Annotated in this window: 21 protein-coding genes; 10 read left to right on the top strand and 11 right to left on the bottom strand. The window is 66.7% G+C overall.

Going from position 1 to position 21,510, the window contains the following annotated elements:
- Positions 1-14 precede the first annotated feature (14 nt).
- A complete protein-coding gene (locus ACWF4Z_RS34075) occupies positions 15-1,493 on the top strand; it encodes an MFS transporter (protein WP_452247320.1) in 1,479 nt (492 codons plus the stop codon).
- On the opposite strand, the gene ACWF4Z_RS34080 is transcribed toward ACWF4Z_RS34075, so the two are convergent.
- The 6 genes from ACWF4Z_RS34080 to ACWF4Z_RS34105 form a co-directional block, all read right to left on the bottom strand.
- Positions 1,490-2,785 (bottom strand): family 1 glycosylhydrolase, encoded by a 1,296-nt coding sequence (locus tag ACWF4Z_RS34080; RefSeq protein ID WP_452247321.1) that lies wholly within the window; start codon positions 2,783-2,785, stop codon positions 1,490-1,492. The two genes, ACWF4Z_RS34075 and ACWF4Z_RS34080, sit on opposite strands and share 4 nt — an antisense overlap.
- On the bottom strand, positions 2,782-3,594 hold the full coding sequence (locus ACWF4Z_RS34085; protein WP_452247322.1) for a carbohydrate ABC transporter permease: 813 nt from the start codon (positions 3,592-3,594) through the stop codon (positions 2,782-2,784). The genes ACWF4Z_RS34080 and ACWF4Z_RS34085 overlap by 4 nt, the downstream gene beginning before the upstream one ends.
- On the bottom strand, positions 3,584-4,513 hold the full coding sequence (locus tag ACWF4Z_RS34090; RefSeq protein WP_452247323.1) for a carbohydrate ABC transporter permease: 930 nt from the start codon (positions 4,511-4,513) through the stop codon (positions 3,584-3,586). The genes ACWF4Z_RS34085 and ACWF4Z_RS34090 overlap by 11 nt, the downstream gene beginning before the upstream one ends.
- Positions 4,510-5,739 carry an ABC transporter substrate-binding protein gene (locus tag ACWF4Z_RS34095; RefSeq protein WP_452247324.1) on the bottom strand — a complete coding sequence of 410 codons (1,230 nt, stop codon included), beginning with the start codon at positions 5,737-5,739 and terminating at the stop codon, positions 4,510-4,512. The genes ACWF4Z_RS34090 and ACWF4Z_RS34095 overlap by 4 nt, the downstream gene beginning before the upstream one ends.
- Positions 5,740-5,753: 14 nt before the next feature.
- The gene (locus ACWF4Z_RS34100; RefSeq protein WP_452247325.1) at positions 5,754-6,779 is read right to left on the bottom strand and encodes a LacI family DNA-binding transcriptional regulator; all 1,026 of its coding nucleotides are present in this window, start codon (positions 6,777-6,779) and stop codon (positions 5,754-5,756) included.
- A 203-nt stretch (positions 6,780-6,982) separates the two neighbouring features.
- A complete protein-coding gene (locus tag ACWF4Z_RS34105) occupies positions 6,983-7,441 on the bottom strand; it encodes a MarR family winged helix-turn-helix transcriptional regulator (RefSeq protein ID WP_452247326.1) in 459 nt (152 codons plus the stop codon).
- A gap of 85 nt (positions 7,442-7,526) precedes the next feature.
- Here ACWF4Z_RS34105 and ACWF4Z_RS34110 point away from each other — a divergent pair, with 85 nt between their 5' ends.
- Entirely contained in the window at positions 7,527-7,841 is a 315-nt protein-coding gene (locus ACWF4Z_RS34110; protein WP_452247327.1) for a hypothetical protein, read from the top strand.
- A 43-nt stretch (positions 7,842-7,884) separates the two neighbouring features.
- On the top strand, positions 7,885-8,718 hold the full coding sequence (locus ACWF4Z_RS34115; protein WP_452247328.1) for a hypothetical protein: 834 nt from the start codon (positions 7,885-7,887) through the stop codon (positions 8,716-8,718).
- A 593-nt stretch (positions 8,719-9,311) separates the two neighbouring features.
- Here the strand turns inward: ACWF4Z_RS34115 and ACWF4Z_RS34120 are convergent.
- Both ACWF4Z_RS34120 and ACWF4Z_RS34125 read right to left on the bottom strand, forming a co-directional pair.
- A complete protein-coding gene (locus tag ACWF4Z_RS34120) occupies positions 9,312-10,910 on the bottom strand; it encodes a DHA2 family efflux MFS transporter permease subunit (RefSeq protein WP_452247329.1) in 1,599 nt (532 codons plus the stop codon).
- A 434-nt stretch (positions 10,911-11,344) separates the two neighbouring features.
- Positions 11,345-12,751, bottom strand: a complete 1,407-nt coding sequence (locus ACWF4Z_RS34125; RefSeq protein ID WP_452247330.1) for an MFS transporter — start codon at positions 12,749-12,751, stop codon at positions 11,345-11,347.
- A gap of 46 nt (positions 12,752-12,797) precedes the next feature.
- Between ACWF4Z_RS34125 and ACWF4Z_RS34130 the strand changes: the two genes are divergently transcribed.
- Complete coding sequence (locus tag ACWF4Z_RS34130) at positions 12,798-13,232, top strand: MarR family winged helix-turn-helix transcriptional regulator (RefSeq protein WP_452247331.1); 435 nt, start codon at positions 12,798-12,800, stop codon at positions 13,230-13,232.
- 23 nt (positions 13,233-13,255) lie between these two features.
- Here ACWF4Z_RS34130 and ACWF4Z_RS34135 read toward each other — a convergent pair whose 3' ends face one another.
- Positions 13,256-13,792 carry a DUF6790 family protein gene (locus ACWF4Z_RS34135; protein ID WP_452247332.1) on the bottom strand — a complete coding sequence of 179 codons (537 nt, stop codon included), beginning with the start codon at positions 13,790-13,792 and terminating at the stop codon, positions 13,256-13,258.
- 58 nt (positions 13,793-13,850) lie between these two features.
- Between ACWF4Z_RS34135 and ACWF4Z_RS34140 the strand changes: the two genes are divergently transcribed.
- From ACWF4Z_RS34140 to ACWF4Z_RS34150, 3 genes are all read left to right on the top strand, one after another.
- Complete coding sequence (locus ACWF4Z_RS34140; protein WP_452247333.1) at positions 13,851-14,270, top strand: MarR family winged helix-turn-helix transcriptional regulator; 420 nt, start codon at positions 13,851-13,853, stop codon at positions 14,268-14,270.
- Between the two features lie 64 nt (positions 14,271-14,334).
- Positions 14,335-14,811 carry a M15 family metallopeptidase gene (locus ACWF4Z_RS34145; RefSeq protein WP_452247334.1) on the top strand — a complete coding sequence of 159 codons (477 nt, stop codon included), beginning with the start codon at positions 14,335-14,337 and terminating at the stop codon, positions 14,809-14,811.
- Entirely contained in the window at positions 14,808-15,269 is a 462-nt protein-coding gene (locus ACWF4Z_RS34150; RefSeq protein ID WP_452247335.1) for a GNAT family N-acetyltransferase, read from the top strand. Before ACWF4Z_RS34145 ends, ACWF4Z_RS34150 begins: the two co-directional genes overlap by 4 nt.
- On the opposite strand, the gene ACWF4Z_RS34155 is transcribed toward ACWF4Z_RS34150, so the two are convergent.
- The gene (locus ACWF4Z_RS34155; protein WP_452247336.1) at positions 15,266-16,675 is read right to left on the bottom strand and encodes a UDP-N-acetylmuramoyl-tripeptide--D-alanyl-D-alanine ligase; all 1,410 of its coding nucleotides are present in this window, start codon (positions 16,673-16,675) and stop codon (positions 15,266-15,268) included. The genes ACWF4Z_RS34150 and ACWF4Z_RS34155 overlap by 4 nt on opposite strands.
- Positions 16,676-16,759: 84 nt before the next feature.
- On the opposite strand from ACWF4Z_RS34155, the gene vanH reads away from it, so the two are divergent.
- From vanH to vanX, 3 genes are read left to right on the top strand one after another with little or no spacing between them, the layout of a single operon-like run.
- Positions 16,760-17,716: a D-lactate dehydrogenase VanH gene (gene vanH / locus ACWF4Z_RS34160; RefSeq protein ID WP_452247361.1), complete on the top strand. Its 957-nt coding sequence runs from the start codon at positions 16,760-16,762 to the stop codon at positions 17,714-17,716.
- Positions 17,713-18,753 (top strand): D-alanine--(R)-lactate ligase, encoded by a 1,041-nt coding sequence (gene vanA / locus ACWF4Z_RS34165; RefSeq protein WP_452247337.1) that lies wholly within the window; start codon positions 17,713-17,715, stop codon positions 18,751-18,753. Before vanH ends, vanA begins: the two co-directional genes overlap by 4 nt.
- Positions 18,743-19,351 (top strand): D-Ala-D-Ala dipeptidase VanX, encoded by a 609-nt coding sequence (gene vanX / locus ACWF4Z_RS34170; RefSeq protein ID WP_452247338.1) that lies wholly within the window; start codon positions 18,743-18,745, stop codon positions 19,349-19,351. The genes vanA and vanX overlap by 11 nt, the downstream gene beginning before the upstream one ends.
- A 6-nt stretch (positions 19,352-19,357) precedes the next feature.
- Here vanX and ACWF4Z_RS34175 read toward each other — a convergent pair whose 3' ends face one another.
- The gene (locus ACWF4Z_RS34175) at positions 19,358-21,463 is read right to left on the bottom strand and encodes a hypothetical protein (RefSeq protein WP_452247339.1); all 2,106 of its coding nucleotides are present in this window, start codon (positions 21,461-21,463) and stop codon (positions 19,358-19,360) included.
- Positions 21,464-21,510: the final 47 nt, after the last annotated feature.

The following is a 21,510-nucleotide window of genomic DNA, read 5'->3' on the forward strand; positions in this document are numbered from 1 at the left end:
CCGAAAGGAGCGCCATGAGTGCTCACCCCCTCCCCGAGACGACCGCGATCCGGTCCCCTCGATCTCTCCGGGACGCCTGGATCGCCCTCGCCGGCCTCTCCGCCGTCTTCCTGTTCGAAATGCTCGACAACTCGATCCTGAACGTCGCACTTCCCACGATCGGCCGCGAGTTGCACGCCTCGACCACTGCGCTGCAGTGGGTCACCGGCGCGTACGCGGTCGTGTTCGGCGGCTTGATGCTGCTGTTCGGCGCGATCGCCGACCGGTTCGGCCGGCGCCGGATCATGATCATCGGCCTTGTCCTGCTCGGCATCGCCAGCCTCGCGACCGCATTCGTCACGACCGCGACGCAACTGATCCTCGTTCGCGCCCTGATGGGAGTCGCCGCCGCGATGACGACCCCCGGCTCGATGGCCCTGGCCTTCCGGCTCTTCACGGACGACAAGCTCCGCGTCCGTGCGCTGACCCTCATCTCGACCGTCGGCATGGTCGGCCTCGCGATCGGCCCGACGGCCGGCGGCCTCGTGCTCGCGGTCGCTCCCTGGCAGGTCCTGCTGCTCGTCAACGTGCCGATCGCGGTCCTCGCCTTGATCGGCGTCCGCGGTGGCATCGCCGCTGACGACGCGGCCGAGCTCCACCGCGATCCGGTGGACGTCCCCGGTGCGATCCTCGGTACGGCGACGATCGTGCTGGCCCTCGTCGTACCGACCCTGTTCGTGAACGAGGGCCTGCGCTCGTGGTCGCCGTGGGCTGCCACCGCCGCGACCATCGTGGCTGCGGTCCTCTTCGTCGTGCGCGAGCGTACGACGCAGTTCCCGCTGCTCGATCTGAAGCTCGTCGCTCGCCCGCTGGTCTCGAGCGGTCTGGCCTACAAGGCCGCGGCCGGACTCGCGACCACCGGTCTCGGCTACCTGGTCACACTGCAGCTGCAGCTCGACTGGGGTTGGACGCCGGCGCTCGCTGCCCTCGGCATGCTGCCGCAGGTGATCGTCCTGCTTGCGGGCAGTGCGTTCGTCGATCCGTTCGTCCAGCGCGTTGGTTTCGGCCGCGCCGCCTGGATCAGCTCGGCCTCTGTCGTCGCTGGACTCGCCGTCTACGCCGTGCTCGGCAGCTTCAGCTACGTGTTCATCGCGATCTCACTCGCGCTCGTAGCCGCCGGTCTGCGCGTCATCGGTGTCGTCGCCGCGATGAACGTTCTGCGCGGCCTGCCGGAGGACCGGACCACCATCGGAGTTGCGCTGGTCGACACCACCACCGAGGTCACATCCGGAGCCGGCATCGCCATGACCGGCACCATCATCGCGGTGCTGTTCTCCGGCAGCATCGCCACCTCGCACTGGACCACGCACCAGACGGCGCAGTTCCATGAAGCCGTCACCATCGCCGGCTCCACCCTGACCGTCATCGCCGCAGCGCTCGTCGGCTGGGCGATCTTCCGTGCCCGCGGCGCTGCCAAGGTCGAGTCCGACCAGCCGATCGCCGTTTCCAGCTAGTGAGCGCGGCGGGCGTAGTCGATGGCGGCCGGGGTTGGGATCCGCGCAAGTGTCCCGTCGGGGCGTTCCTCCAACCGCAGCAGACCCATCCGGCGGAGGAACGCCGTCTTACCCGCCGCCGGATCGCCAAGAGGTGGTGCGAAGGCGATGTCGGTCGAGGTGGTCGCGACCGCGAACTCCTCGACGTTCGCGCCGCCCGCGGCCCACGACCAGTCGACGAAGTCGAACATCGGCCACCAGGTGTACCCCCGGAGATCGAGGCCGTCGGCAACTAATCGGCGTACGGCGTCGACCGAGGACTGCAGCCACTCGGTCCGCACGGCATCCGCGCCCTCGATGCTCGTCTCTGTCAGCAGTAAAGGGCGTTCGTAGCGCTCGGCGAATCCCTTCAGCGCTCGGCCCAAGCCCGCAGCCCCGCCGTTGTAGGCGACCTGCACGATCTCGCCGTCGAGCTGGTGCAGTCGACGCGGCGTCAGATCCGGGTAGTAGTTCACCCCGATCACATCCGGAATGGCAGGGTTGCTCAGCAACCACTCGAGCTGGCTCAGCTGAGCCCCGTGGCGCAACAACCAGCTCCACATCGGATGGGTGTAGTCGACGCGTCCGAGCAGCAGATCCGTCGGCAGCCAGCCGATATGCCGGAGCAGTGTGGCGTGATCGGTCAACTCTGGGTCGTCCGTGGAGATATCGGTAGCCGCCTCCACATGCACAATCTGAGCCGACGATTGAGCCGACCTGATCGCGGCCGTGGCCCGAGCCATCCCCACCACAGCCGGTACGACGACCGCCGTCCAGCCCTCCCACCCCGTCAGAGCCGGCGGCCAGACACCGCGCAGTCCGCAGAACGATGCCGTGGTGACCGGCTCGTTCAACGGCGTGAAGTGCGTGATCCGACCGGCATACCGTGTCGCCAAGGCGCCGGCGAACTCCTCGATCGCGTCGGGATACCGCGGATCCGCGAACGACTTCGTCAACCACGGGGGAGTGCCGTAGTGGACGAGATCGGCCACCAGTTCGAGTCCGAGCTCCTCTGCGTAGTCGACGACTTTGTCCAGCGCGGACCAGTCGAAGCGGCCCGGCGCGACATGGACGACCGGCCAACTGACGCCGTACCGCAAAGCGCGGGCGCCGAGCTCGGCCGCGGTCCGGAGGTCTTCCTGCCAGGACTGGCTGTGCCCGGTGAGCTCGTGCTCGTCCAGCGGTGACACCCCTTCGGTCACGGGGTAGACGCAGGTGTCCTCGATGCCGAGCATCCACACGAACGCGTCAGGGCCGAACAGCGGAGCGGTCATTTGAGTCCTGTCGTCGCGACGCTCTGCACGAAGTAGCGCTGAGCGAGGAAGAAGGCCGCGGCCAGTGGCAGCAGCGAGATCGTCGCCCCGGCCAGCAGTACGGCGTGATCGGTTACATGTTGTCCGCCGAACAGAGTCAGTCCGGCAGGAAGCGTTCGCATCTCGGTCGAGCTGGACACCACGAGCGGCCAGAGCAGGTCGTTCCAGAGGTTCATGAAGTGCAGTACGGCGAGAGTCGCCAGCGCGGGTTTGGCCAGCGGCAGGATGATCCGCCAGTAGATCCGGAAGTGCCCGGCGCCGTCGATCCGGGCGGCCTCGTCGAGCTCACGGGGGATCGAGACGAAGAACTGCCGCAGCATGAAGATGCCGAACGCGCTCGTCGCCCGCGGGACGATCAGGCCTTGGTAGGTGTTCAGCCAGCCGAAGTGGAACAGCTCGACGAAGACCGGGATCAGCGTGACCTGGAACGGGATCATCAAGGTCGCGATGACCAGCCAGAAGCACAGCGTGGACCCGCGGAAGTCGATCCGGGCCAGCGCGTACGCGCAGAGTGAATCGAAGAGCAGACAGAGGATCGTCGTACCGCCGGCGAAGATGACGCTGTTCAGGAGCAGCCGAAGGAACGGAAGGTCGTCCCAGATCGCGGTGTAGCCGTGCAGCGTCCACTGCGTCGGGAACAGGCTTGCCGGCGATCCGAACAGGTCGGCCTCGCTCCGGAACGAGCCGGACACCATCCAGATGAACGGCACCACGGCCAGTACGACGCCGACGGCCAGGACTGCCCATTTGAACCAGGCTCTAGTCGACATCGCGGTACCTGAAGAGTCGGAGCTGCAGAGCGGACAATGCGATGATCAGCAGGAACAGCACCCACGCGATCGCCGACGCGTAGCCGATCCGGAAGTTCTCGAAGCCCTCGCGGAACAGCATCGTCACCAGTGTGTCGGTGGCGAAGAGCGGTCCGCCGTTCGTCATCACGTAAACGAGATCGAAGACCTGCAAGGAGTTCACGGTCAGGATCATCGTTGCGAAGAGCAACGTCGGCCGGATGCTCGGTAGCGTCACGTGGCGGGTCAGTTGGCGACCCTCGGCGCCGTCGATCCGCGCTGCCTCGTACAGGTGCGGCGGGACGCCTTTCAGCCCGGCCAGCAGGATGATCATCGTGAAGCCGAGGTTCTTCCACACGCTGACCGCGATCACCGCCGGCAAGGCGAGCGACGTGCTCTGCAGCCAGCCGACCGGATGACCGCCGAGAGCGCTGATGATACCGCCGACCAGGCCGATGCTCGGATCGAGCAGGAAGCGCCAGACCAGTCCGATCGTCGCCAGCGCCACGATGGTCGGGAAGAAGAAGATCGAGCGAACGACCCGGTTGAGCCAGGTGTCGCGCAGCAGAGCGGCGGCGGCGAAATAGCCCAGGATCAGCTGGGCCGCGACGCTGACCAGGGCGAAGATCACCGTCACCCGCAGCGCGTTCCAGAATCGTTCGTCACCGAGCAGTTCGGCATAGTTGCCGAGCCCTACCCATTTCTGCGTCGGCGCGCCGATGCTCCAGTCGTGCAGGCTGTACCAGAACGAGCGAACGATCGGGTACACGATGAAGACGAGCAGGATCGTCAGGCTGGGCGCCATGAAGAGCCAGGCCGGCTGCCACCGGATCCTGCGGCTGCGGGGTGTCGTCGCGCCGGTGTCGATCACCACCGGCGCGACCTGGTCGGTCAGGGTCATCGCTGGCAACCGGTGATCTTGTCGATCGCGTCGGAGGCCTTCGAGACTGCCTTGTCCACGTCCTCGCCGCGAGTGATCTCACCGATCAACGGCACGTACGCCTCGCTGTCCACCTGAGTCGCATCGGTCACGCCGGGCAGGTACAGGCGCGCCGACGGCAGGCCCGCGGCGAAGGTCGCCACGATCTTGTTCGCCTTCAGCTCGGCGTCACCGCCCAGATCGGTGCGGACCGGCGGGAATCCACTGGCGAGCGCGAACTGCTTCTGCGCGGTCTTGCCGATCCACCACGACAAGAACTCCTGCGCCTCCTTCGGATGCTTGGTCTTGGCGCTGGCCGACAGCGGTGCGGTCGACGCCAAGGTGACCGGACCGTTGACGCCCACCGGGACCGGCGCGATGCCGACATCGATGCCTGCCTTGGTGTAACCGGACGCGGCCCATGGCCCGTTCAGTTGCATGGCGGCCTTGCCGGAGCTGAACAGGCTGTCGGACTCAGCACCAGTGAGTCCGAGCGGCGCCGCGCCGTCCTTGACCAGCTTCGACCAGTCGCCGAGGCTCTTCTTGTTCGCGTCCGTGTCGAGAACCGAGCATCCCTTGTCGTCCACGATGTCCGCGCCGTCCAGCCACTGCAGGATCGGCCACATCTGGATGGTCTCGTGATCGGCCAGGGACAGCCCGAAGACACCGTTGCCTTTGAGCTTCGCGGTATCGGCCTTGAACTCCGCGACGGTCGTCGGCGGCTGTTTGATCCCGGCCGCCGCGAACAGCTTCTTGTTGTAGTACAGCTGCACGGTGGCGATGTTGGCCGGTACGGCGTACAGCTTGCCGTCGGCCTTGAACGCGTCGACAGCGGCCGGCGCGACCCCGCTGGTGTCGATGTCCAGGGGCAGCAGCGAGCGCGACGCCTCGTACTTCGACAAGACGTTCGGATCGAAGTTCGGCGTGGCCAGGTCGGGTCCCTGACCGGTCGCCCAGGACGACGGCAACTTCTGCGCGATGGTGTCCCAGGGCTGCACCTCCATCGTCACCTTGAGGTTCTCGTGCGTGGCGTTGAAGGTCTTCACCAGACCCTCGTACGCCGTCCTGTCACCGCCGGTGAACCCGGTCCACAGGGTCAGCGTGACCGGACCGCCGGCGCTGCTCTCGGAGTCGTTGCCGCAGGCACTCAGGCTCAGCGTGGCGGCCAGGGCGGTGATTGCCGCAGGCACCATCAGTTTCAGCTTCACAGGGGTACTCCTTTCTACTGCACAGGGGAATCGCTGCATCCGCAGGACTGCCGCAGGACCAGCTCGACCGGCAGGACGGAATGGGTGTCGCCGACGGTCTTTCCGGCGATGAGGTCGAAGAGTTTCTCGGTCGCCAGCCGGGCCATCTGCTCGGCCGGCACCCGGACGGTGCTGATCGACGGTGTGGTGACCCGGCTCAGGCCGAAGTCGTCGTACCCGATCAGAGAAATGCCTTCGGGTACGACGTTCGCCGGGAGACTTCTCAGTACGCCGAAGGCCATCTCGTCGTTGGCGGCCACGATCCCGTCGGTCGTCGGCTCGATCGCACCGACCGCGGCCGCGCCGGAGGCCTCGCTGAAGTCGCCCTCGATCACGTGGGGGACCAGGCCGTGCGCCGTACAGGCCGCGACGAATCCGTCGCGGCGATCGACGGCGGCCTGATGATCGAGAGGACCACTCAGATGGACGATGGACCGGCGCCCGTGCACGGTGATGAGGTGTTCGGTTGCGTCGTACTCGGCGGTCTTGTCGTCGACGCCGATGCTGATGGCGTCGGGTAGGTAGGGGAATCGGCCGAGGAGGACAACGGGTAGGCCGCTGTCCACCAGGCGGCGGATGTTCTGGTCGGTGATCGGTGCGCTGGTCACGATCGCGCCGTCCGCCGAGCCAGACCTGGTCACCCGTTCGTAGGCGACCCGGCCATGGGTTGTGTCGGAGTTGGTGGAGACGACCAGTTGGGCGTCGTGGTGGTTCGCGACATCGGTGACACCGGTGAGGACGTGCATGAAATAGGCGTGACCGAAGACGTGCTGGCTGGTGTTCGGGACGATCAGGGCAACCGCGTCGGCCCGCCGCGCCCGCAGCGCACGGCCGGCCGAGTTGGGGACATACCCGAGCTCGGCCGCGATCTCGCGGACCCGGATCTTGGTCTCGGCACCGATCCGCGGATGATCCTGCAGAGCCATCGACACCGCCGTGACGGAAACCCCGGCCCGCTCAGCGACAACCCGAAGCGTCACCGCCCCCGCCCGTCGAGCCATCCGAAACCCCTTTGCTGTAACGATTAAGCACAACACCGGAGTGATAACCCTCAGATCTGCTTAATCGATATAGCAGAACCTAGAACCGGATCCCCACCCTGTCAACACTGCTCCGCACCGACCGCCCATCGCCGCCTCCGGCCGGTGCGCGGACTGTCGATCGGCCGCCCGGGCTGCGCGTCGACCGACGACCACCTGTGGCTTTACTGGGCGTTCTTGGCTGCGGCGATGACTGTGGTCAGGCGGGTGTGGAGGTCCATCAGGTCGTCGATGTCGATGCCTAGGCGTTCGACGATGGCCGGGGGGACCTTGAGGGCTTCCTTGCGGAGGGCTCGGCCCTTGTCGGTGAGGGCGACGGCGAGGGAGCGCTCATCGGTGGCGGAGCGGTCTCGGCGGAGGAGGCCGGCGGCTTCGAGTCGCTTGAGCAGCGGGGAGAGGGTGGCCGGCTCGAGTTGGAGCATCCCAGACAGGTCCTTGACCGAGACAGGCTCGAACTCCCACAGCGCGAGCATCACCAGGTACTGCGGGTGGGTCAGCCCCATCGGCTCGAGCAGCGGCCGGTACAGCGAGATGACGGTCCGCGAAGCGACCGCCAACGCGAAGCAGACCTGTTGCTCGAGCGCCAGCGGGTTGGCGGCCGGCGTGATCTTCGTCCCTGTCATGTGCTGAGCGTACCAACTATGTGTAGACTAATCATTAGTACACTAAGTAAAGCTCGGGTGGAAGGAAATCACCGTGGAAGGAACCATGACCCAGTCTCCGCGGCGGCGAATCGTCCGTCGTCGTACGCCGCGCCCGATGAACATCGAGACTGTCCAGCGCTGGGTCGTCTCGGTCATCCTCTTCCACGTCGGCAGCGTCCCCGCGATCACCCTCGCCGTCTACAGCATCGGCGTCTCCCGCACCGACTTCGGCAAGGGTGTAGGCCTCTGGTTCATGTCCGGCGTCATCGGTCTGCTGACCGTCGTCGGGATCCGGGCGATCTTCCAACGCAGCCCGCTGTCCCTCTGGCTCGTCCTAGGCATCCTCCCGACCGCGGTCACCGCCTTCTACATCTTCTGACTCCTCCGCGCCGGGTGAGACCGCGGGCTGAGAGGGTGGGCCAGTGATCCTTGCCTTGGTGGGTGCGTTTGCGGCGGCTGTGTTGTACGGCGTGGCCACTGTGCTGCAGGCGGTCGGGTTGCGCCGGTTGGCTGCGGCTAAGACTGTTACCTGGACCGGCAGGATTTCGGCGGGCTGGCTGTACGGCGTGGGCCTGGCGCTGGATGGTGCTGGATTCCTCGCGTCGGTGGCGGCGCTGCGATCGCTGCCGTTGTTCGTGGTGGAGTCCGCGGTTGCTTCCAGCGTCGCGGTGACGGCGATCCTCAGCGGGATCTTCCTGGGTGGTCGTCTGGATTGCGCGAGTGTGCTGGCGTTGGTTGTCGTAGGCATCGGATTGGTTGCCCTCGCCGTGTGCGCGGAGGAAGGTCCGGCCAAGACGCTGTCCACATCCACGGGTTTGCTGATCCTCTGTCTGACGGTGCCGGTCGCGCTCCTCGGGGCAATCGCCTTCAGGTTGTCGCCGGAGCACGGCGTACCGGTGCTGGCTGTGGTTGCGGGCCTCGGATTCGGTGGCGCGGGTGTTGCCGCGCGGACGCTAACGCTGGAGTCTCCCTGGTGGAAGCTCCTGGGCGAGCCGCTCGCGTGGGCGCTCATCGTGTACGGCGCGATCGCGCTGGCCGCCTTCGGAGTCGCCCTGCAGCGCGGCTCGGTGACCTTGGTAGCGGCAGTCACCTTCGGCATCGAGACCGTCGTACCCGCCGCCGTCGGACTCCTCTGGCTGGGAGACCGCGTACGCCCCGGCTTCGCCTGGGTAACCGCCCTGGGTTTCGTACTCACCCTAGCCGGCTCAGTCCGCCTAGCCAGATTCGCCGCCGCCGAATCCCTCACCAAGCGTTAAGGAAGAACAGAAGGGGGTTATTCATAACCCCAGGTAAGAAGAGCAAGGGAAAGAAAAGCAGGGACAGAAAGATAAAGTGGCTGGGTGCCTGGATGGCTGGATGCCTGGCAGGCCCGGTGCGTGGGTGCGGCTAGCCGGTGGCCGGCGGGTGAGGAGTGCAGCGACTCACCGCATGCGAGGGACCGGGCCTGCTGAGGACCAGCCACTGACGCCCAGAAACCCGCCACCCGGACACACCGTCCACCTGCTGATGTGTCGGCCCGGAACAGTCAGGTTCGGGGAGGATCTCTTCCCTGATCGGGCGCGATATCCTCCCAACCTCCTTCCTGCCAAGGCGAATCCCGCCACCTGGACAGATCCAGTCACATCCCGAGACCAGCGCCTGCGGGAGGACTCAACTACCTCCGAACCGGCCTAACACGAGGGGATCCTCTGCCGTGATCACTCCCACCCGACACGGACCCGGTCGTCAGCCTCACCACGGTCTACTCCTGTGATCACACCCGACGTGCGACGCACCTACCCACGGAGCCCGCCAGGCACCCAGCCACACTATCTTTCCGTCCCTGTTCTTCTTTCTTTTGCGGGTTCGGTTAGTCGATAACTGCTGGGGGTTGGCCTTCTTCGACCAGGCGGGAGGTTTCGCGTTTGCGGGGGAGTAGGAGGGCCGGGATCAGGGTGATGACGACCAGTACCCAGGCGACCCAGTAGGTGTGGGCGAATGCTGAGGCCGCCTCGTTCAGGCCGCGGGTGATGATCGAGGGGTCGATGTGTAGCTGCGTCAGGCTCTCCGGGCGGGTGTTGGACAGGATGGCGGCCTGCGTCTCGCGGAGTCCTGCGCCCAGCCCGGGAACCTGGTCCGTGCCGGGAATGATCGGCGAGTTGTTGAGCTGGTTGGTGAGGACCACCGACATGGTCGCGACGCCACACGACGAGGCGATCTGCTGGGTGATGTTGAGCAGGGTGGATCCGCGTGCGACCTGTGCACCCGAGAGGGTCCGCAGCGCCGAGGTGAACAGCGGCATCATCGTGCCGCCCATCCCGAGGCCCATCACGACCAGCATTGCGATCAGGACGCCGTACGGCGTGGTCGCGGTGATCTGGGTGAGGCCGAACATGCCGATCACGATCAGCGCGAGCCCGAACGGCACGATCCGGCCGATCGGGACCTTGTCCACCAGCCGCCCGGCGATCGGCATCGTCAGCATGGCGCCGAGGCCCTGCGGCGCGACCAGCAGACCCGCATGCAGCGTGGACTCACCGCGGAGCTGCTGGAAGTACGTCGGCACCAGCAGCAACCCACCGAAGAACGCCGCGGCGAACAGGAACATCGTGATGAGCGAAACGGTGAGGTTGCGGTCGCGGAACAGCCGGAGGTCGAGCAGCGGGTGCTCCGGCCGGAACGAATGCCAGACGAACGCGAGCATCAGCAACACGCCGGCCAGGACCGAGACCCAGACCCGAGGCGCGCCGAAGTCGCCGTTCTCGGCGGGCAACGAGGAGATGCCGAAGAGGAACAGCGCGAGCCCGGGTGACATCAGCACGACGCCGAGGATGTCGAGCGATTCCGACGGCTCCGAGGTGTCCTTGGCCAGGGCGCGCCAGGCGTAGACCAGCGCGATCGCGCCGAGCGGAACGTTGATCAGGAAGATCCAGTGCCAGCTCGCGACCTGGATCAGCCAGCCGCCCAGGATCGGTCCCAGGATCGGGCCGAGCAGCATCGGTACGCCGAGGATCGCCATCAGGCGGCCCATCCGGCGCGGACCGGCGGCCTGCGTCATGATCGTCATGCCGAGCGGCATCAGCATGCCGCCACCCAGGCCTTGCAGGACCCGGAAGCCGATCAGCATGTCGATGCTCGTCGCGGTCGCGCACAGCGCGGACCCAGCGGTGAAGAGGAAGATCGCGGTCATGTAGAGCCGCTTGGTGCCGAACCGGTTGGCCGCCCACCCGGTCAGCGGGATGACGGTCGCGAGCGCCAGCGTGTACGCCGTGACCGTCCAGGCGACCGTGGAGTAGGCGACCGGGTGGTCGGGCGTGCCGAACTCGTCCTGAAAGGTGGGCAGGGCAACGTTGACCACCGTGATGTCGAGGATCGACATGATGGCGCCCAGGACGACGACGCCGGCGATCTTCAGGACGGCGGCATCGATCTGATCGGGATACTCGGACTGCGTCGCTGGTTGGCTCACTCTGGTCCCCCTGAGCGCAAATCACCACATCGGACGTCGACGAGCCTACGCGCGAAACCACGCGGGATACGAGCACATTCTGCCGGAATGTGGATAACTACGGCTGCGACCTTGCCTCGTAGTGACGGCGCGCTTTCATCCGGTTGCCGCACGTCTGCATCGGAGGCGACCCGGCCTCGACTGCAGGACGTCGTTCCAGGCGAGCACCGCTCGGTGCCCGCGACCAGGGGTGGGCTGTTCTGCAGGTGACGCATTGGGGATCGATTGATGTTGCGACGTTCCGGCTGGACGTGGACGGCGCCGCGGGGACGGTTGCTCGTGGCAACTAGTGCAGGCAAGGTGTCGCTGTTCAGCCTGGGGCCCGGGTCGCGGTCCGGCGCTGACGGGCGGCCGGGAGCCGGATCTGGCCAGCATGACGCTCGGCGGCGGGTGAGTTACCAGGTGCCGCGGTGGTCGGGGACGAGGAAGGTGATCGGGATCATCAACAGGAGCAAGGCGGCGAAGGCGACGAAACTGTAGGCCTGAGACACGCCGCTGTTGGCCGAGTGGCTCAGGATCGTCGTGGTGATCGAGACCGCGACGATCCCGCCGGACTGGCGGAACATCCCACGCAGGCCGGCGATCGCGGAGATCTGCTCCGGAGCGAGTTGCAGGCTGGCGTTGTTCGACGCGGGGATCGACAGACCCATCCCGATGCCGGTGATCCCGGCGGCCATCGCCAGCCAGGCGTACGGCGTGAGCCCGTGCGGAGCCAGCGACATCACGGTCATCCCGCCCGCGACGAGCACGAAGCCACCGATCATCGGAGCCCGATAACCGGTACGACGAAGCGCGAACACGGCCAGGCCCGCGACGCAGATCATCCCGACCGCGCGGGCGGTGAGCAGCGTGCCGGCTTGGAGTGGCTGGATGCCGTAGCGGGATTCGGCGTACAGGGGAACGAGCGCGCCGAAGCCGAGCATGGCCGCGCCGAAGAGGAAGTTGATCGTGTTCATCGCGCCGAAGCCGCGGCCGCGGAGCAGGCTGAGCGGGATGAACGGCGCCGCATGCCGATTCGCGTGCCGGACGAACACGACGCCGAGCCCGACGGCGATCACCATCGGCACGATGAACAGGACATCGGTCGGCTCCGCGCCGCTCCCGCCGAGCGAACTGATGCCGAACATGCCGAACAGCAAGGTCAACGCCAGCAACCCGGCGCCGGTCGTATCGACTCGGGCGGCGGCCTTCGGCGCGCTGGTCGGGATGAAGCGCAGGCCGAGGACGATCAGGAGGGCGCCGATCGGAATGTTCACCACGAAGATCTCGCGCCAGGACCAGTAGGTGACGATGACGCCACCGATGATCGGGCCGACGATGCCGCCGATCGGGAAGATCGAGGTGAACATGCCGATCGCCCGGTCCCGGTCGCGGCCGAACTGCTCGGCGACGATGCCGGTGGCGGTCGGCATGAACGCGCCGCCGCCGATCGCCTGCAGCGCGCGGAACACGACCAGCAGGTAGATGTTGTCGGCCATGCTGCAGGCCAGCGAGGCGACCGTGAACAGGGCCGCGGCACCGAGGAAGACCTTCTTGCGGCCGAACTGGTCGCCGAGCCGGCCGGCCAGCGGCATCACGATGATCTGGCCGAGCGCGTAGACCGTGATCGTCCAGCCGCTCCAGGTCAGCTCGGCGTGCAGGTCGCCGCGGATGGCGTTGAGGGCGGTCGCCACTATGGTCTGATCGATCGAGGCCATCAGCAGGGCGATCGCGACGATGCCGAAGACGAGCCGCCGGTGCGCCAGTGGTTCGTCGGCGACGGCCGGTTCGGCGATCACTGGGGGTGAACTCGACGGTTCCATCAATGGATACAATACATTGCTTGCTGGCAGGCAATAAAGGGGTGACATGACCGACACCGAGACGCTGAGCAAGCTCCGTGGAGTGATCTCCAAGCTCGCGCGGGAGCTCAACGCCACGGCGACCGACGAGGGCCTGACGCCGACCCAGGCGTCCGTGCTCGGGCTGATCGCGTTCCGCGGTCCGCTCGGCCTGACCGAGCTGGCCCAGCTCGAGGGGCTCAACCCGACCATGTTGTCGCGCGTGGTCGGCCGGCTGACCGAGCTCGGCCTGATCCAGCGCGACCCGAACCCGCAGGATCTCCGCGCGGTTCGGGTCGAGGCGACCGAGGCCGGCCGCCAGTTGCACGAGCGGGTGAAGCTGCTCCGGGTCGAGGCGCTGGGTTCGTGTCTGGACCAGATGCCGGCGAGGTCCGCGCAGACGATCATCGACGCCCTGCCCGCGCTGGACGCGCTGGCCCAAACCCTCCGCGCCAGCCGCTGACCAGCCCGACCGGCAGTAGCTGATCAGCCGACCGGCAGGGGCTGAGCGTCGTACGACGTTGTCCTGGCGAGGCGCTGGGAGCGGACGGCCAGGATGATCATGACTGCGGGGATGAGTACGTCGTAGATCAGGATGCCGCCGGTGTTGCCCGGCTGGTGGTCGCCCTTCGCGAAGAACTGGTAGAGGTGGCCGAGCGTCGCGCCCCACAGGAACATGCCGGCGCCGAGGCCGATCGTGACGCGCTCGCGAGCCGACGCTGAGGCCGACGCGGCGCGGAATCCCATCACCGCCAGCCCGAGGTTGGCGCAGGCGATCTCGAAGGCGAACGGCGAGTCCGTGAACCCGATCTCGGTCGCCATCGTCTGCGGAACGACGAAGAACGAGAGCGACATGGCCAGGCTCCCGGCGCCGAGGGTGGCGATCGCCCACCCGCGCTGCCAGGTCTCGAGCGCTGCCTGCGGGGAGCTGCTGTGCCTGGTGCGGATCCGCGCGCCGATGACGGCGACCAGGATCGGGACGACGGGGAAGACGGTGGTGACGACGTATGCGGTGGTGTCCATGGCTTGAGTCTTGCATGGTTAATATTAACTAGTCAAGATTTACGCTATGCTCCTGCTCATGGACGATGGGTTGGCCGATTTGCTGCATCGCGTAGTGCAGTTGCTGGGGGAGGCCGCGCGGCGGCGTGGCGATGATCTCGGCGGGTTGAGTTACAGCCAGCTGCGGTTGCTGGGGACGCTGGAGGAGATCCAGCCCGCGACGCAGCATCAGCTCGCGCAGGCGCTGGCGATCTCCGATCCCGCGATCAGCCGGGCGCTGCGGCCGCTGGAGACAGCGGGGTTCGTGCAGGTGCGCACGGATCCAGAGCATGGGCGGCGACGGCTCGTCACCCTCACCTCGGTCGGCAGCAAAGCCTTCCACGACAGCGGGAAGCCCCTGGAGGAGGAGCTGCGCACTGCGCTGGTGGCGGCCGGTTTTCCGTACGACGAGTACCTGCGCGACACCGTCGTACTCGCGAAACTCCTCGAGTCGTCCTGATCAGTCCATGACCTCGGCGATCACATACGTTGGGGCGGAACTGACCCTGCGTTGATTGGACAGCATGACTCAAGCCGTAGATGGTGCGCCGACCGAGGAGGACGGGATCGTTCCCGCCGGCGCGACGGTGTTCGACGACCAGTACCCGGCCGTTGCCAACCTCGACCCGGAGCTGCTCAAGGCCCTGCGCGCGGCCGCGACCGACGCGGCTGCCGAGGGTATCGAGTTCGGTGTGAACAGTGGCTGGCGGACCCAGGCGTACCAGCGGGTGCTGCTGCGGGATGCGGTCGAGAAGTACGGCTCGGAGGAGGAGGCGGCCCGCTGGGTGGCGACTCCGTTCAACTCGCCGCATGTGGCCGGGCAGGCGGTTGATCTCGGCCGCCCCGCACGGCCGTGGCTGGCCGAGCACGGCGCCAAGTACGGGCTGTGCCAGATCTTTGCGAACGAACCGTGGCACTACGAGCTGCGCCCCGAAGCGATCGAGCAAGGGCCCCCGCCGATGTACCCGGATCCGTCGCACGATCCGCGGATGAAGAAATGAGTGTGACCGTCAGGCCGGTGCAGCCATCCGACGCCGTGGCGGTCAACGAACTGCTGAGCCAGCTCGGTTATCCGCAGGACGATGCCTCCGCGACAGCGGACCGGCTGAAGGTCTTTGCCGAGGATCCGTCCAGTGCCGCGTACGCCGCTGAGTCGACCGAGGGGTCCACCGGCGGGCTGCTTGGTGTCATCGCCGTTCACGTCGCGCCGTTCTTCGAACGCGAGGGCTCGCAGGGACGGATCGTTGCGCTCGTGGTCTCCGATCGGGCCCGTCGCCTCGGTGTCGGCTCTCGGCTGGTCGCGGCCGCGGAGTCCTTCGCCGCGGAGCGCGGGTCCGTCCGGATGGAGGTCACCAGCGCCGACCGCCGCGACGATGCCCACGCGTTCTACCTGGGGTGCGGATACATCAACCAGGCCGGGACATCGTCGCGATTCCTGCGGGATCTGCCGACCAGTTAGTCGAGGGCGGCGGCAACCTCGTCGAGGTGGATGCCGCGGGAGGCCTTGAGGAGTACGACGTCGCCCGCGGCGAGCTCGCGCCGCAGCCAGTCGACCGCGGCATCGTTGTCAGGCAGCACTACGCCACGCTCACCGGCGCCGTCGGCGATCGGCCGGGCGCCCGCACCGACCGCGACCACCACGTCGGCCCGGGTAGCGGCGTACTCGCCGACACCGTGGTGCTCGGTCGCCCCGGTCTCGCCCAGCTCGAGCATCTCGCCGAGGACGGCGATCCGGCGTCCGCCCTCGACAGCGGCCAGCGCGTCCAGCGATGAACGGGCCGAGTCGGGGGTGGCGTTGAAGGTGTCGTTGAGCAGCGTCGCCCCACTGGCGAGGTCGCGCAGCTCCAGCCGCCAGTGCGACAGCGTGGCACCGGCCAGCGCCTTCGCGGTCACGTCGAGGGGCACCCCGGCTGCCAGTGCCGCCGCGGCGGCCGCTGACGCGTTGAGGGCCTGGTGGGCGCCTACGAGCGGCAGCGTGAGCTGAGCCGAGGCGTCCGCGGTCTTGAGCGTGAACGACGCTCGGCCGAGCCGGTCCAGCGTCACGTCGAGGACTCGTACGTCGGCCTCCTCGGACTGGCCGAAGGTCAGCACTGGGCCGTCGGTGAGCTTGCGCATCGCGATCACGCGCGGGTCGTCGGCGTTCAGGATCGCGGTGCCGCCCGGCACCAGCCCTTGCACGAGCTCACCCTTGGCGGTGGCGATGGCCTCGCGAGATCCCATCTTGCCGAGGTGGGCCACGCCGACGTTCAGTACGACAGCGATGTCAGGCGGGGCCAGCGACGAGAGGTGGGTGATGTCGCCGATGTGGCGGGCGCCCAGCTCCAGGACGAGGAATCGGGTCGACGCGTCGGCGCGCAGGATGGTGAGCGGTACGCCGAGCTCGTTGTTGAGCGAACCGAACGTAGCGACCGTTGACCCCGCCTCGGCGAGAGCCGCGGACACGAGGTCCTTGGTACCGGTCTTGCCCTGCGAACCGGTCAGCCCGACAACGGTCAGTCCGTCCCGCAGCTTGGCGACGCTGTTGGCGGCAAGCGCTTGGAGTGCGGCCTCGGTGTCTTCGACAACGACGGTTGGCAGCGTCGTGGGCCGGGAGCCGAGCACGGCGACCGCTCCGGCCTTGCCGGCCTGGTCGGCGAAATCATGGCCGTCGACGTTCTTGCCCGCGATGGCGACGAAGAGGCCGCCAGGCTCGACCGTGCGGCCGTCGAGCACGGCCGGTGCGGTCACCCTGACGGTGCCGTCACCCGCGACCGTGCCGCCGACGACAGCGGCGATCTCGTCGACAGTGAGAGCGGCCCGTGCGCCCTGAGTTACATCTCCTGGTGAAGGAAACTCTGTGGTGCCGGGGGGAATGAGATTCTCCATAAGGGGACGATAGGGTACCAGCGGAGAGTCAATTCCCCCGGAGCGCCCTTGTCCTTCTACACTACGCCCGTGCAGGCAACAGGGATGACCATCTATGGGTGCGAACCGGACGAGGCGATTGTCTTCCGGGAGCTGGCGCCTCGCCTCGGCGTGGACACCACGATTACCGCCGCCCATCTGACCGAGGACAACATCGAGCTGGCAGCCGGGAATCGCTGCGTGAGTGTGGGTCACAAGGCTCGTATCTCCAACGAGACCATCCTGGCGCTGGAGCGAGTGGGGGTCAGATACATCTCCACCCGCAGCATCGGCTTCAACCACCTCGACGTGGAGTACGCCGAGAGCATCGGTGTGACGGTCGGTAATGTCGAGTATTCGCCCGACAGCGTGGCCGATTACACGCTGATGCTGATGCTGATGGCCCTGCGTAACGCGAAGTCCATCGTGCACCGGGCCCAGATTCACGACTACCGGCTGAACGACGTCCGCGGCAAGGAACTGCGCGACCTCACCGTCGGCGTGGTCGGGACCGGCCGTATCGGTGCCGCGGTGATGGACCGGCTGCGCGGTTTCGGGTGTGGGGTGCTCGCCTACGACACGCGTCCGCTGACCGATGCCAAGTACGTCCCGCTGGACGACCTGCTGCGCGAGAGTGACATCGTCACCCTGCACACACCGCTGACTCCGGAGACTCACCACCTGCTGAATCGGCAGCGCATCTTCGAGTTGAAGCACGGCGCGTTCGTGATCAATACTGGGCGCGGTCCGCTGCTCGACACCGCGGCCCTGGTCTCGGCGCTGGAGAGTGGGCGCCTGGGTGGTGCGGCGCTGGACGTCGTCGAAGGAGAGCAAGGAATCTTCTACGCCGACTGCAGCGACAGGCCCATCGACAACGCTGCCCTGATGCGTCTGCAGGAGCTGCCGAACGTCATCGTCAGCCCGCATACCGCGTATTACACGGATCACGCCCTGAGCGATACCGTGGAAAACTCCATCGTCAATTGCCTGAAGTTCGAGGACAGAAAGCGGGAATGGATATGAAGATGAAGATCGGAATTCTTTTCGGGGGCGTGACCGAAGAACACCCTGTCTCCATCAAGTCCGCGCAAGAGGTGGCCAGGAACCTCGACCTCGACAAGTTCGAGCCGTACTGGGTCGGCATCAGCAAGACCGGTGCCTGGAAGCTGTGCGACGGTCCGTCGGAGGACTGGGAGGCCGGCACCACCCATCCGGTCGTGCTCTCGCCGGACCGCGACGTCCACGGTCTGCTCGTGCTGGAGGAGGGCAAGTACACGACGATCCGCCTCGATGTCGTGCTGCCCGTGCTGCACGGCAAGCTGAGCGAGGACGGCGCGATCCAGGGTCTGCTCGAGCTCGCCGGCATTCCGTACGTCGGCTGCGACATCCCCAGCTCCGCGATGAGCATGGACAAGGCGCTGACCTACACCGTCGTGAAGGCCGCCGGCATCCCCACGCCGAACTTCTGGATCGTGCCGGCCGACGAGAAGGTCGACCCGGACCAGTTCACCTACCCGATCTTCGTGAAGCCGGCCCGTTCGGGGTCGTCGTTCGGTGTCAACAAGGTCTCCAACAAGGAAGAGCTTGCAGGCGCGATGGAAGAGGCCCGCGAGTTCGACTCGAAGGTGCTGATCGAGGAGGCCATCGTCGGCACCGAGATCGGCAGCGCGGTGATGGGCAACGAGGAGTTGTTCGTCGCCGAGCTCGACCAGATCAACCTGACCTCCGGCTTCTTCCGGCCGCACCAGGAAGACAACCCCGAAGAGGGTTTCGTGGCCTCGACGATCACGGTCCCCGCCGACCTGGACGACGCCACCGCCACGAAGGTCAAGGAGACCGCGAAGGCCATCTACCGCGCGCTGGGCTGCCGCGGGCTGGCGCGCGTCGACATGTTCCTGCTCGAGGACGGAACTGTCATGCTGAACGAGGTCAACACGTTCCCGGGTCTGACCAGCTACAGCCGCTACCCGCGGATGATGCAGGCGGCCGGGGTGACGTTCACCGAGATGATCGACCGGTGGGTCTCGCTGGCAGTGACAGGAAAGGCTGATGGAGTCTGATTTCGTCTTTGTCGACGAGTTCGTGCCCGGGATTCGCTGGGATGTGAAATACGCGAGCAGGGACAACTTCACCGGCGCTCCGGTGGACGGGTACCTGTCCCGGCGGGTCATGGGCACGCGGGCTTTGTGTGAGGCGCTGGAAAAGGCGCAGGAGAAGGCCGAATCCCTCGGGTTCGGCCTTCTGTTGTGGGACGCCTACCGCCCACAACGCGCAGTCGATTGCTTCCTGCGCTGGTCGGTGCAGCCGGAGGACGGCCGCACCAAGGCACGGCACTATCCGAACATCGACCGCGGCGACATGGTCGCCAAGGGCTACGTGTCCCCGAAGTCCGGGCACAGCCGGGGGAGCACCGTCGATCTCACGCTCTGTCGCCTGAGTACCGGCGAACCCCTGGCCATGGGCGGGGACCACGATCTGATGGACCCGATCTCACATCACGGGGCGCCCGGCGTCACACCGGCCGAGGCGAGCAATCGTGAGCGCCTTCGCTCGATCATGGAGTCCTGCGGCTTCAGCGCGTACGAGTACGAGTGGTGGCACTACAGCTTGAAGGACGAGCCGTACCCGGACACGTACTTCGATTTCCCTTCGGTGTGACGGCTTTCAGAGTCTGAGTTCGACCCGAGTCCCTGCGGGGTTGCCGGGATGGCGAAGCCACAGGACGCCGACGGTGGCGTCGTACTCGAGGTCGACGGCTGTGACTGCTGTGGGTTTGGTCGGGACGCGGAGGGCCGTGACGACATCCACTCCGCGCGGTGCCTCGCAGCGGAAGCGGATGGTGGTGTCGTCGCGTTGCCAGTCGACGATCCGGCCGGCGGAGGCGAGGACCGGTTCCTCGTCGTAGGTGAGGTTGCGGAGCCAGGTGAGTTGGCCCGGGCTCAGCTCACGCTGCTTGACGATTCCCAGGTGTGGGTCGAGCAGGTCGACGTACGTGCCTTCGATGAGGTGTGAGCCGCCGGTTTCCTCGAGTACGGCGCCGATGAGGTAGGGGCCTCGCTGCACCGAGAGCCAGTTGGTGGACTCCCAGGTGTGGCCGGCTGCCGCGGCCAGTTCGCGGATCGCGGCGACCAGCTCGGCTGAGCGCTCTGGGGATTCGGTGAAGTCGGCTGGTCGGGATGGCAGGAAGCGTGCAAAGCCCTGACCGATCGGCTGGATGCCTTCGCCGTGCAGGCCGAGCAGGCCGAGCAGGCCGAGCGCTTCGGCCAAGTGGTCGGCGCAGGTGTCGTACCGTCCGGTCCACCAGGAGCGGATGGCGTGATACGGGTCGGCGCCGTTGCCGACGTACAGGAGACTGCCGCCGCGACTGACCCACCCGGCGAGTGCGTAGTGGATGGTCGGTGTCAGTGGCTTCTGGAACTCGTAGCTAAGGACCAGCACGTCGACGTCGTCCAGTGCATCGGGAGTGTCGATCACGTTCTCAAGCTGGACCGGACTGACCTTCTGGCCATCGAAGAGTGGTGGCAGGGCCAGACCGTAGAAGTCGGAGAAGTGGAGCTGCTCGCGGCCTTCCAGTGCCAGGGCGTCTTGCAGGCCGTCGTAATGACCACTCGCTCCGCCCGGAGACCAGCGCTGGAACATCGCGGTGTCCGAGAGCGCGATCCCGATCCGCGGCCCCTGGTTCGCCCAGCGCACGTCAGGCTGGTCGAGGTCGCGGAGGCTGTTCATCGCGATCAGGTAGCTGGTGGCGGTCTCCGGCGGGATGAGTTGTCGTTCGGTCGATCCGTCCCGCAGGTACGGGCGGTTGAAGATCCGGTTGGGCCACGGCGCGACCTCGTACCGCGAGACGCCCGGGTGCAGCAGCGAGGCCACCAGAGTGCGTTGGTAGTTGGCCAGGTAGTCCTCCCAGGTCCGATCCGGGTGGTCCTCGATCGGGTCGTGCAGGAACCACATCCGTCGATCGGTGCCACGCGTGAGGTCCTGGGCGATCCCGTATTCCAGGTAGGCCGTCTCAAAGGTGCGCTCGGCAACCTTTCCGGCGTACACGTTGGGTGTACGGGAGGTGCCGGTCCAGACCTGCGCGATCGCGCCGTCGACCGAGGGCAGCGTCCGCAGGCGTGATTCGGGGCTGATGATCTGCCACTGCGTGTAGTTCAGCAGGCTGTGCGTCGGGACGTAGAAGCGCACCTCGCGACCTTGCTGCAGGGCCTCGTCGCGGAGCACCGAGGTGACTCGGTCGAGGCTGCGGGAGAGCAGGTGTTGCTTGAGTTGCCCGGCGCGGAAATGCGCTTCGGGAGTGCTGTGCGGAGCCTGCCACGGCTCCCGGAAGAAGGCCTGCCATTCCCGCTTGAACGACGCGGAGTACCCCGCGCGCGACCAGAACTCCGGCTCCTCGAGGTGGATGCCTTCGACGCCGAGCTCGATGATCGGCCGGAGCTTCTCGATCAGGTATTCGGTGAACCCGAACGTCGGAACCATGTACGGGATGTCGGTGCTTTCACCGTGCAGGATCGGCGATCCGTCGCCCGCGGTCTGTGCGTCGGCCCAATGGTCGGAGCCGTCCCACCGACCATCCAGATAATCCTGATAGTTGCCCCACGAGATACCGGTCATCAGGTGAATGCGATAGCCCGCCTCACGCCACCGGGCGATCCGCTGCGAAGTGGTGTCATCGAGTCCGTAGACCATCACGAAATCGGTCCGCAGGTCGATCGATTCGTCGTACGGCGAGTGCTCCTGGAAGCCGGTCGCTTCACGGCGCTTGTCCGTCATTCGTCAACCCTGTCCGGTCCGGCACGTCGGGCGCCAGGGGTGCGTCA

This window comes from Kribbella sp. NPDC055071, assembly GCF_053608045.1.

Excerpts from the sequence above, each read along its gene's own strand:
- ACWF4Z_RS34145 (WP_452247334.1), top strand. The coding sequence starts at position 14,335 with ATGACTCAAGCCGTAGATGGTGCGCCGACCGAGGAGGACGGGATCGTT.
- ACWF4Z_RS34175 (WP_452247339.1), bottom strand. The coding sequence starts at position 21,463 with ATGACGGACAAGCGCCGTGAAGCGACCGGCTTCCAGGAGCACTCGCCG.
- ACWF4Z_RS34090 (WP_452247323.1), bottom strand. The coding sequence starts at position 4,513 with ATGACCCTGACCGACCAGGTCGCGCCGGTGGTGATCGACACCGGCGCG.
- vanX (WP_452247338.1), top strand. The coding sequence starts at position 18,743 with ATGGAGTCTGATTTCGTCTTTGTCGACGAGTTCGTGCCCGGGATTCGC.
- vanH (WP_452247361.1), top strand. The coding sequence starts at position 16,760 with ATGACCATCTATGGGTGCGAACCGGACGAGGCGATTGTCTTCCGGGAG.
- ACWF4Z_RS34085 (WP_452247322.1), bottom strand. The coding sequence starts at position 3,594 with ATGTCGACTAGAGCCTGGTTCAAATGGGCAGTCCTGGCCGTCGGCGTC.
- ACWF4Z_RS34140 (WP_452247333.1), top strand. The coding sequence starts at position 13,851 with ATGGACGATGGGTTGGCCGATTTGCTGCATCGCGTAGTGCAGTTGCTG.
- ACWF4Z_RS34130 (WP_452247331.1), top strand. The coding sequence starts at position 12,798 with ATGACCGACACCGAGACGCTGAGCAAGCTCCGTGGAGTGATCTCCAAG.
- ACWF4Z_RS34150 (WP_452247335.1), top strand. The coding sequence starts at position 14,808 with ATGAGTGTGACCGTCAGGCCGGTGCAGCCATCCGACGCCGTGGCGGTC.
- ACWF4Z_RS34110 (WP_452247327.1), top strand. The coding sequence starts at position 7,527 with ATGACCCAGTCTCCGCGGCGGCGAATCGTCCGTCGTCGTACGCCGCGC.
- ACWF4Z_RS34155 (WP_452247336.1), bottom strand. The coding sequence starts at position 16,675 with ATGGAGAATCTCATTCCCCCCGGCACCACAGAGTTTCCTTCACCAGGA.
- ACWF4Z_RS34100 (WP_452247325.1), bottom strand. The coding sequence starts at position 6,779 with ATGGCTCGACGGGCGGGGGCGGTGACGCTTCGGGTTGTCGCTGAGCGG.
- ACWF4Z_RS34080 (WP_452247321.1), bottom strand. The coding sequence starts at position 2,785 with ATGACCGCTCCGCTGTTCGGCCCTGACGCGTTCGTGTGGATGCTCGGC.
- vanA (WP_452247337.1), top strand. The coding sequence starts at position 17,713 with ATGAAGATGAAGATCGGAATTCTTTTCGGGGGCGTGACCGAAGAACAC.
- ACWF4Z_RS34135 (WP_452247332.1), bottom strand. The coding sequence starts at position 13,792 with ATGGACACCACCGCATACGTCGTCACCACCGTCTTCCCCGTCGTCCCG.
- ACWF4Z_RS34105 (WP_452247326.1), bottom strand. The coding sequence starts at position 7,441 with ATGACAGGGACGAAGATCACGCCGGCCGCCAACCCGCTGGCGCTCGAG.
- ACWF4Z_RS34125 (WP_452247330.1), bottom strand. The coding sequence starts at position 12,751 with ATGGAACCGTCGAGTTCACCCCCAGTGATCGCCGAACCGGCCGTCGCC.
- ACWF4Z_RS34075 (WP_452247320.1), top strand. The coding sequence starts at position 15 with ATGAGTGCTCACCCCCTCCCCGAGACGACCGCGATCCGGTCCCCTCGA.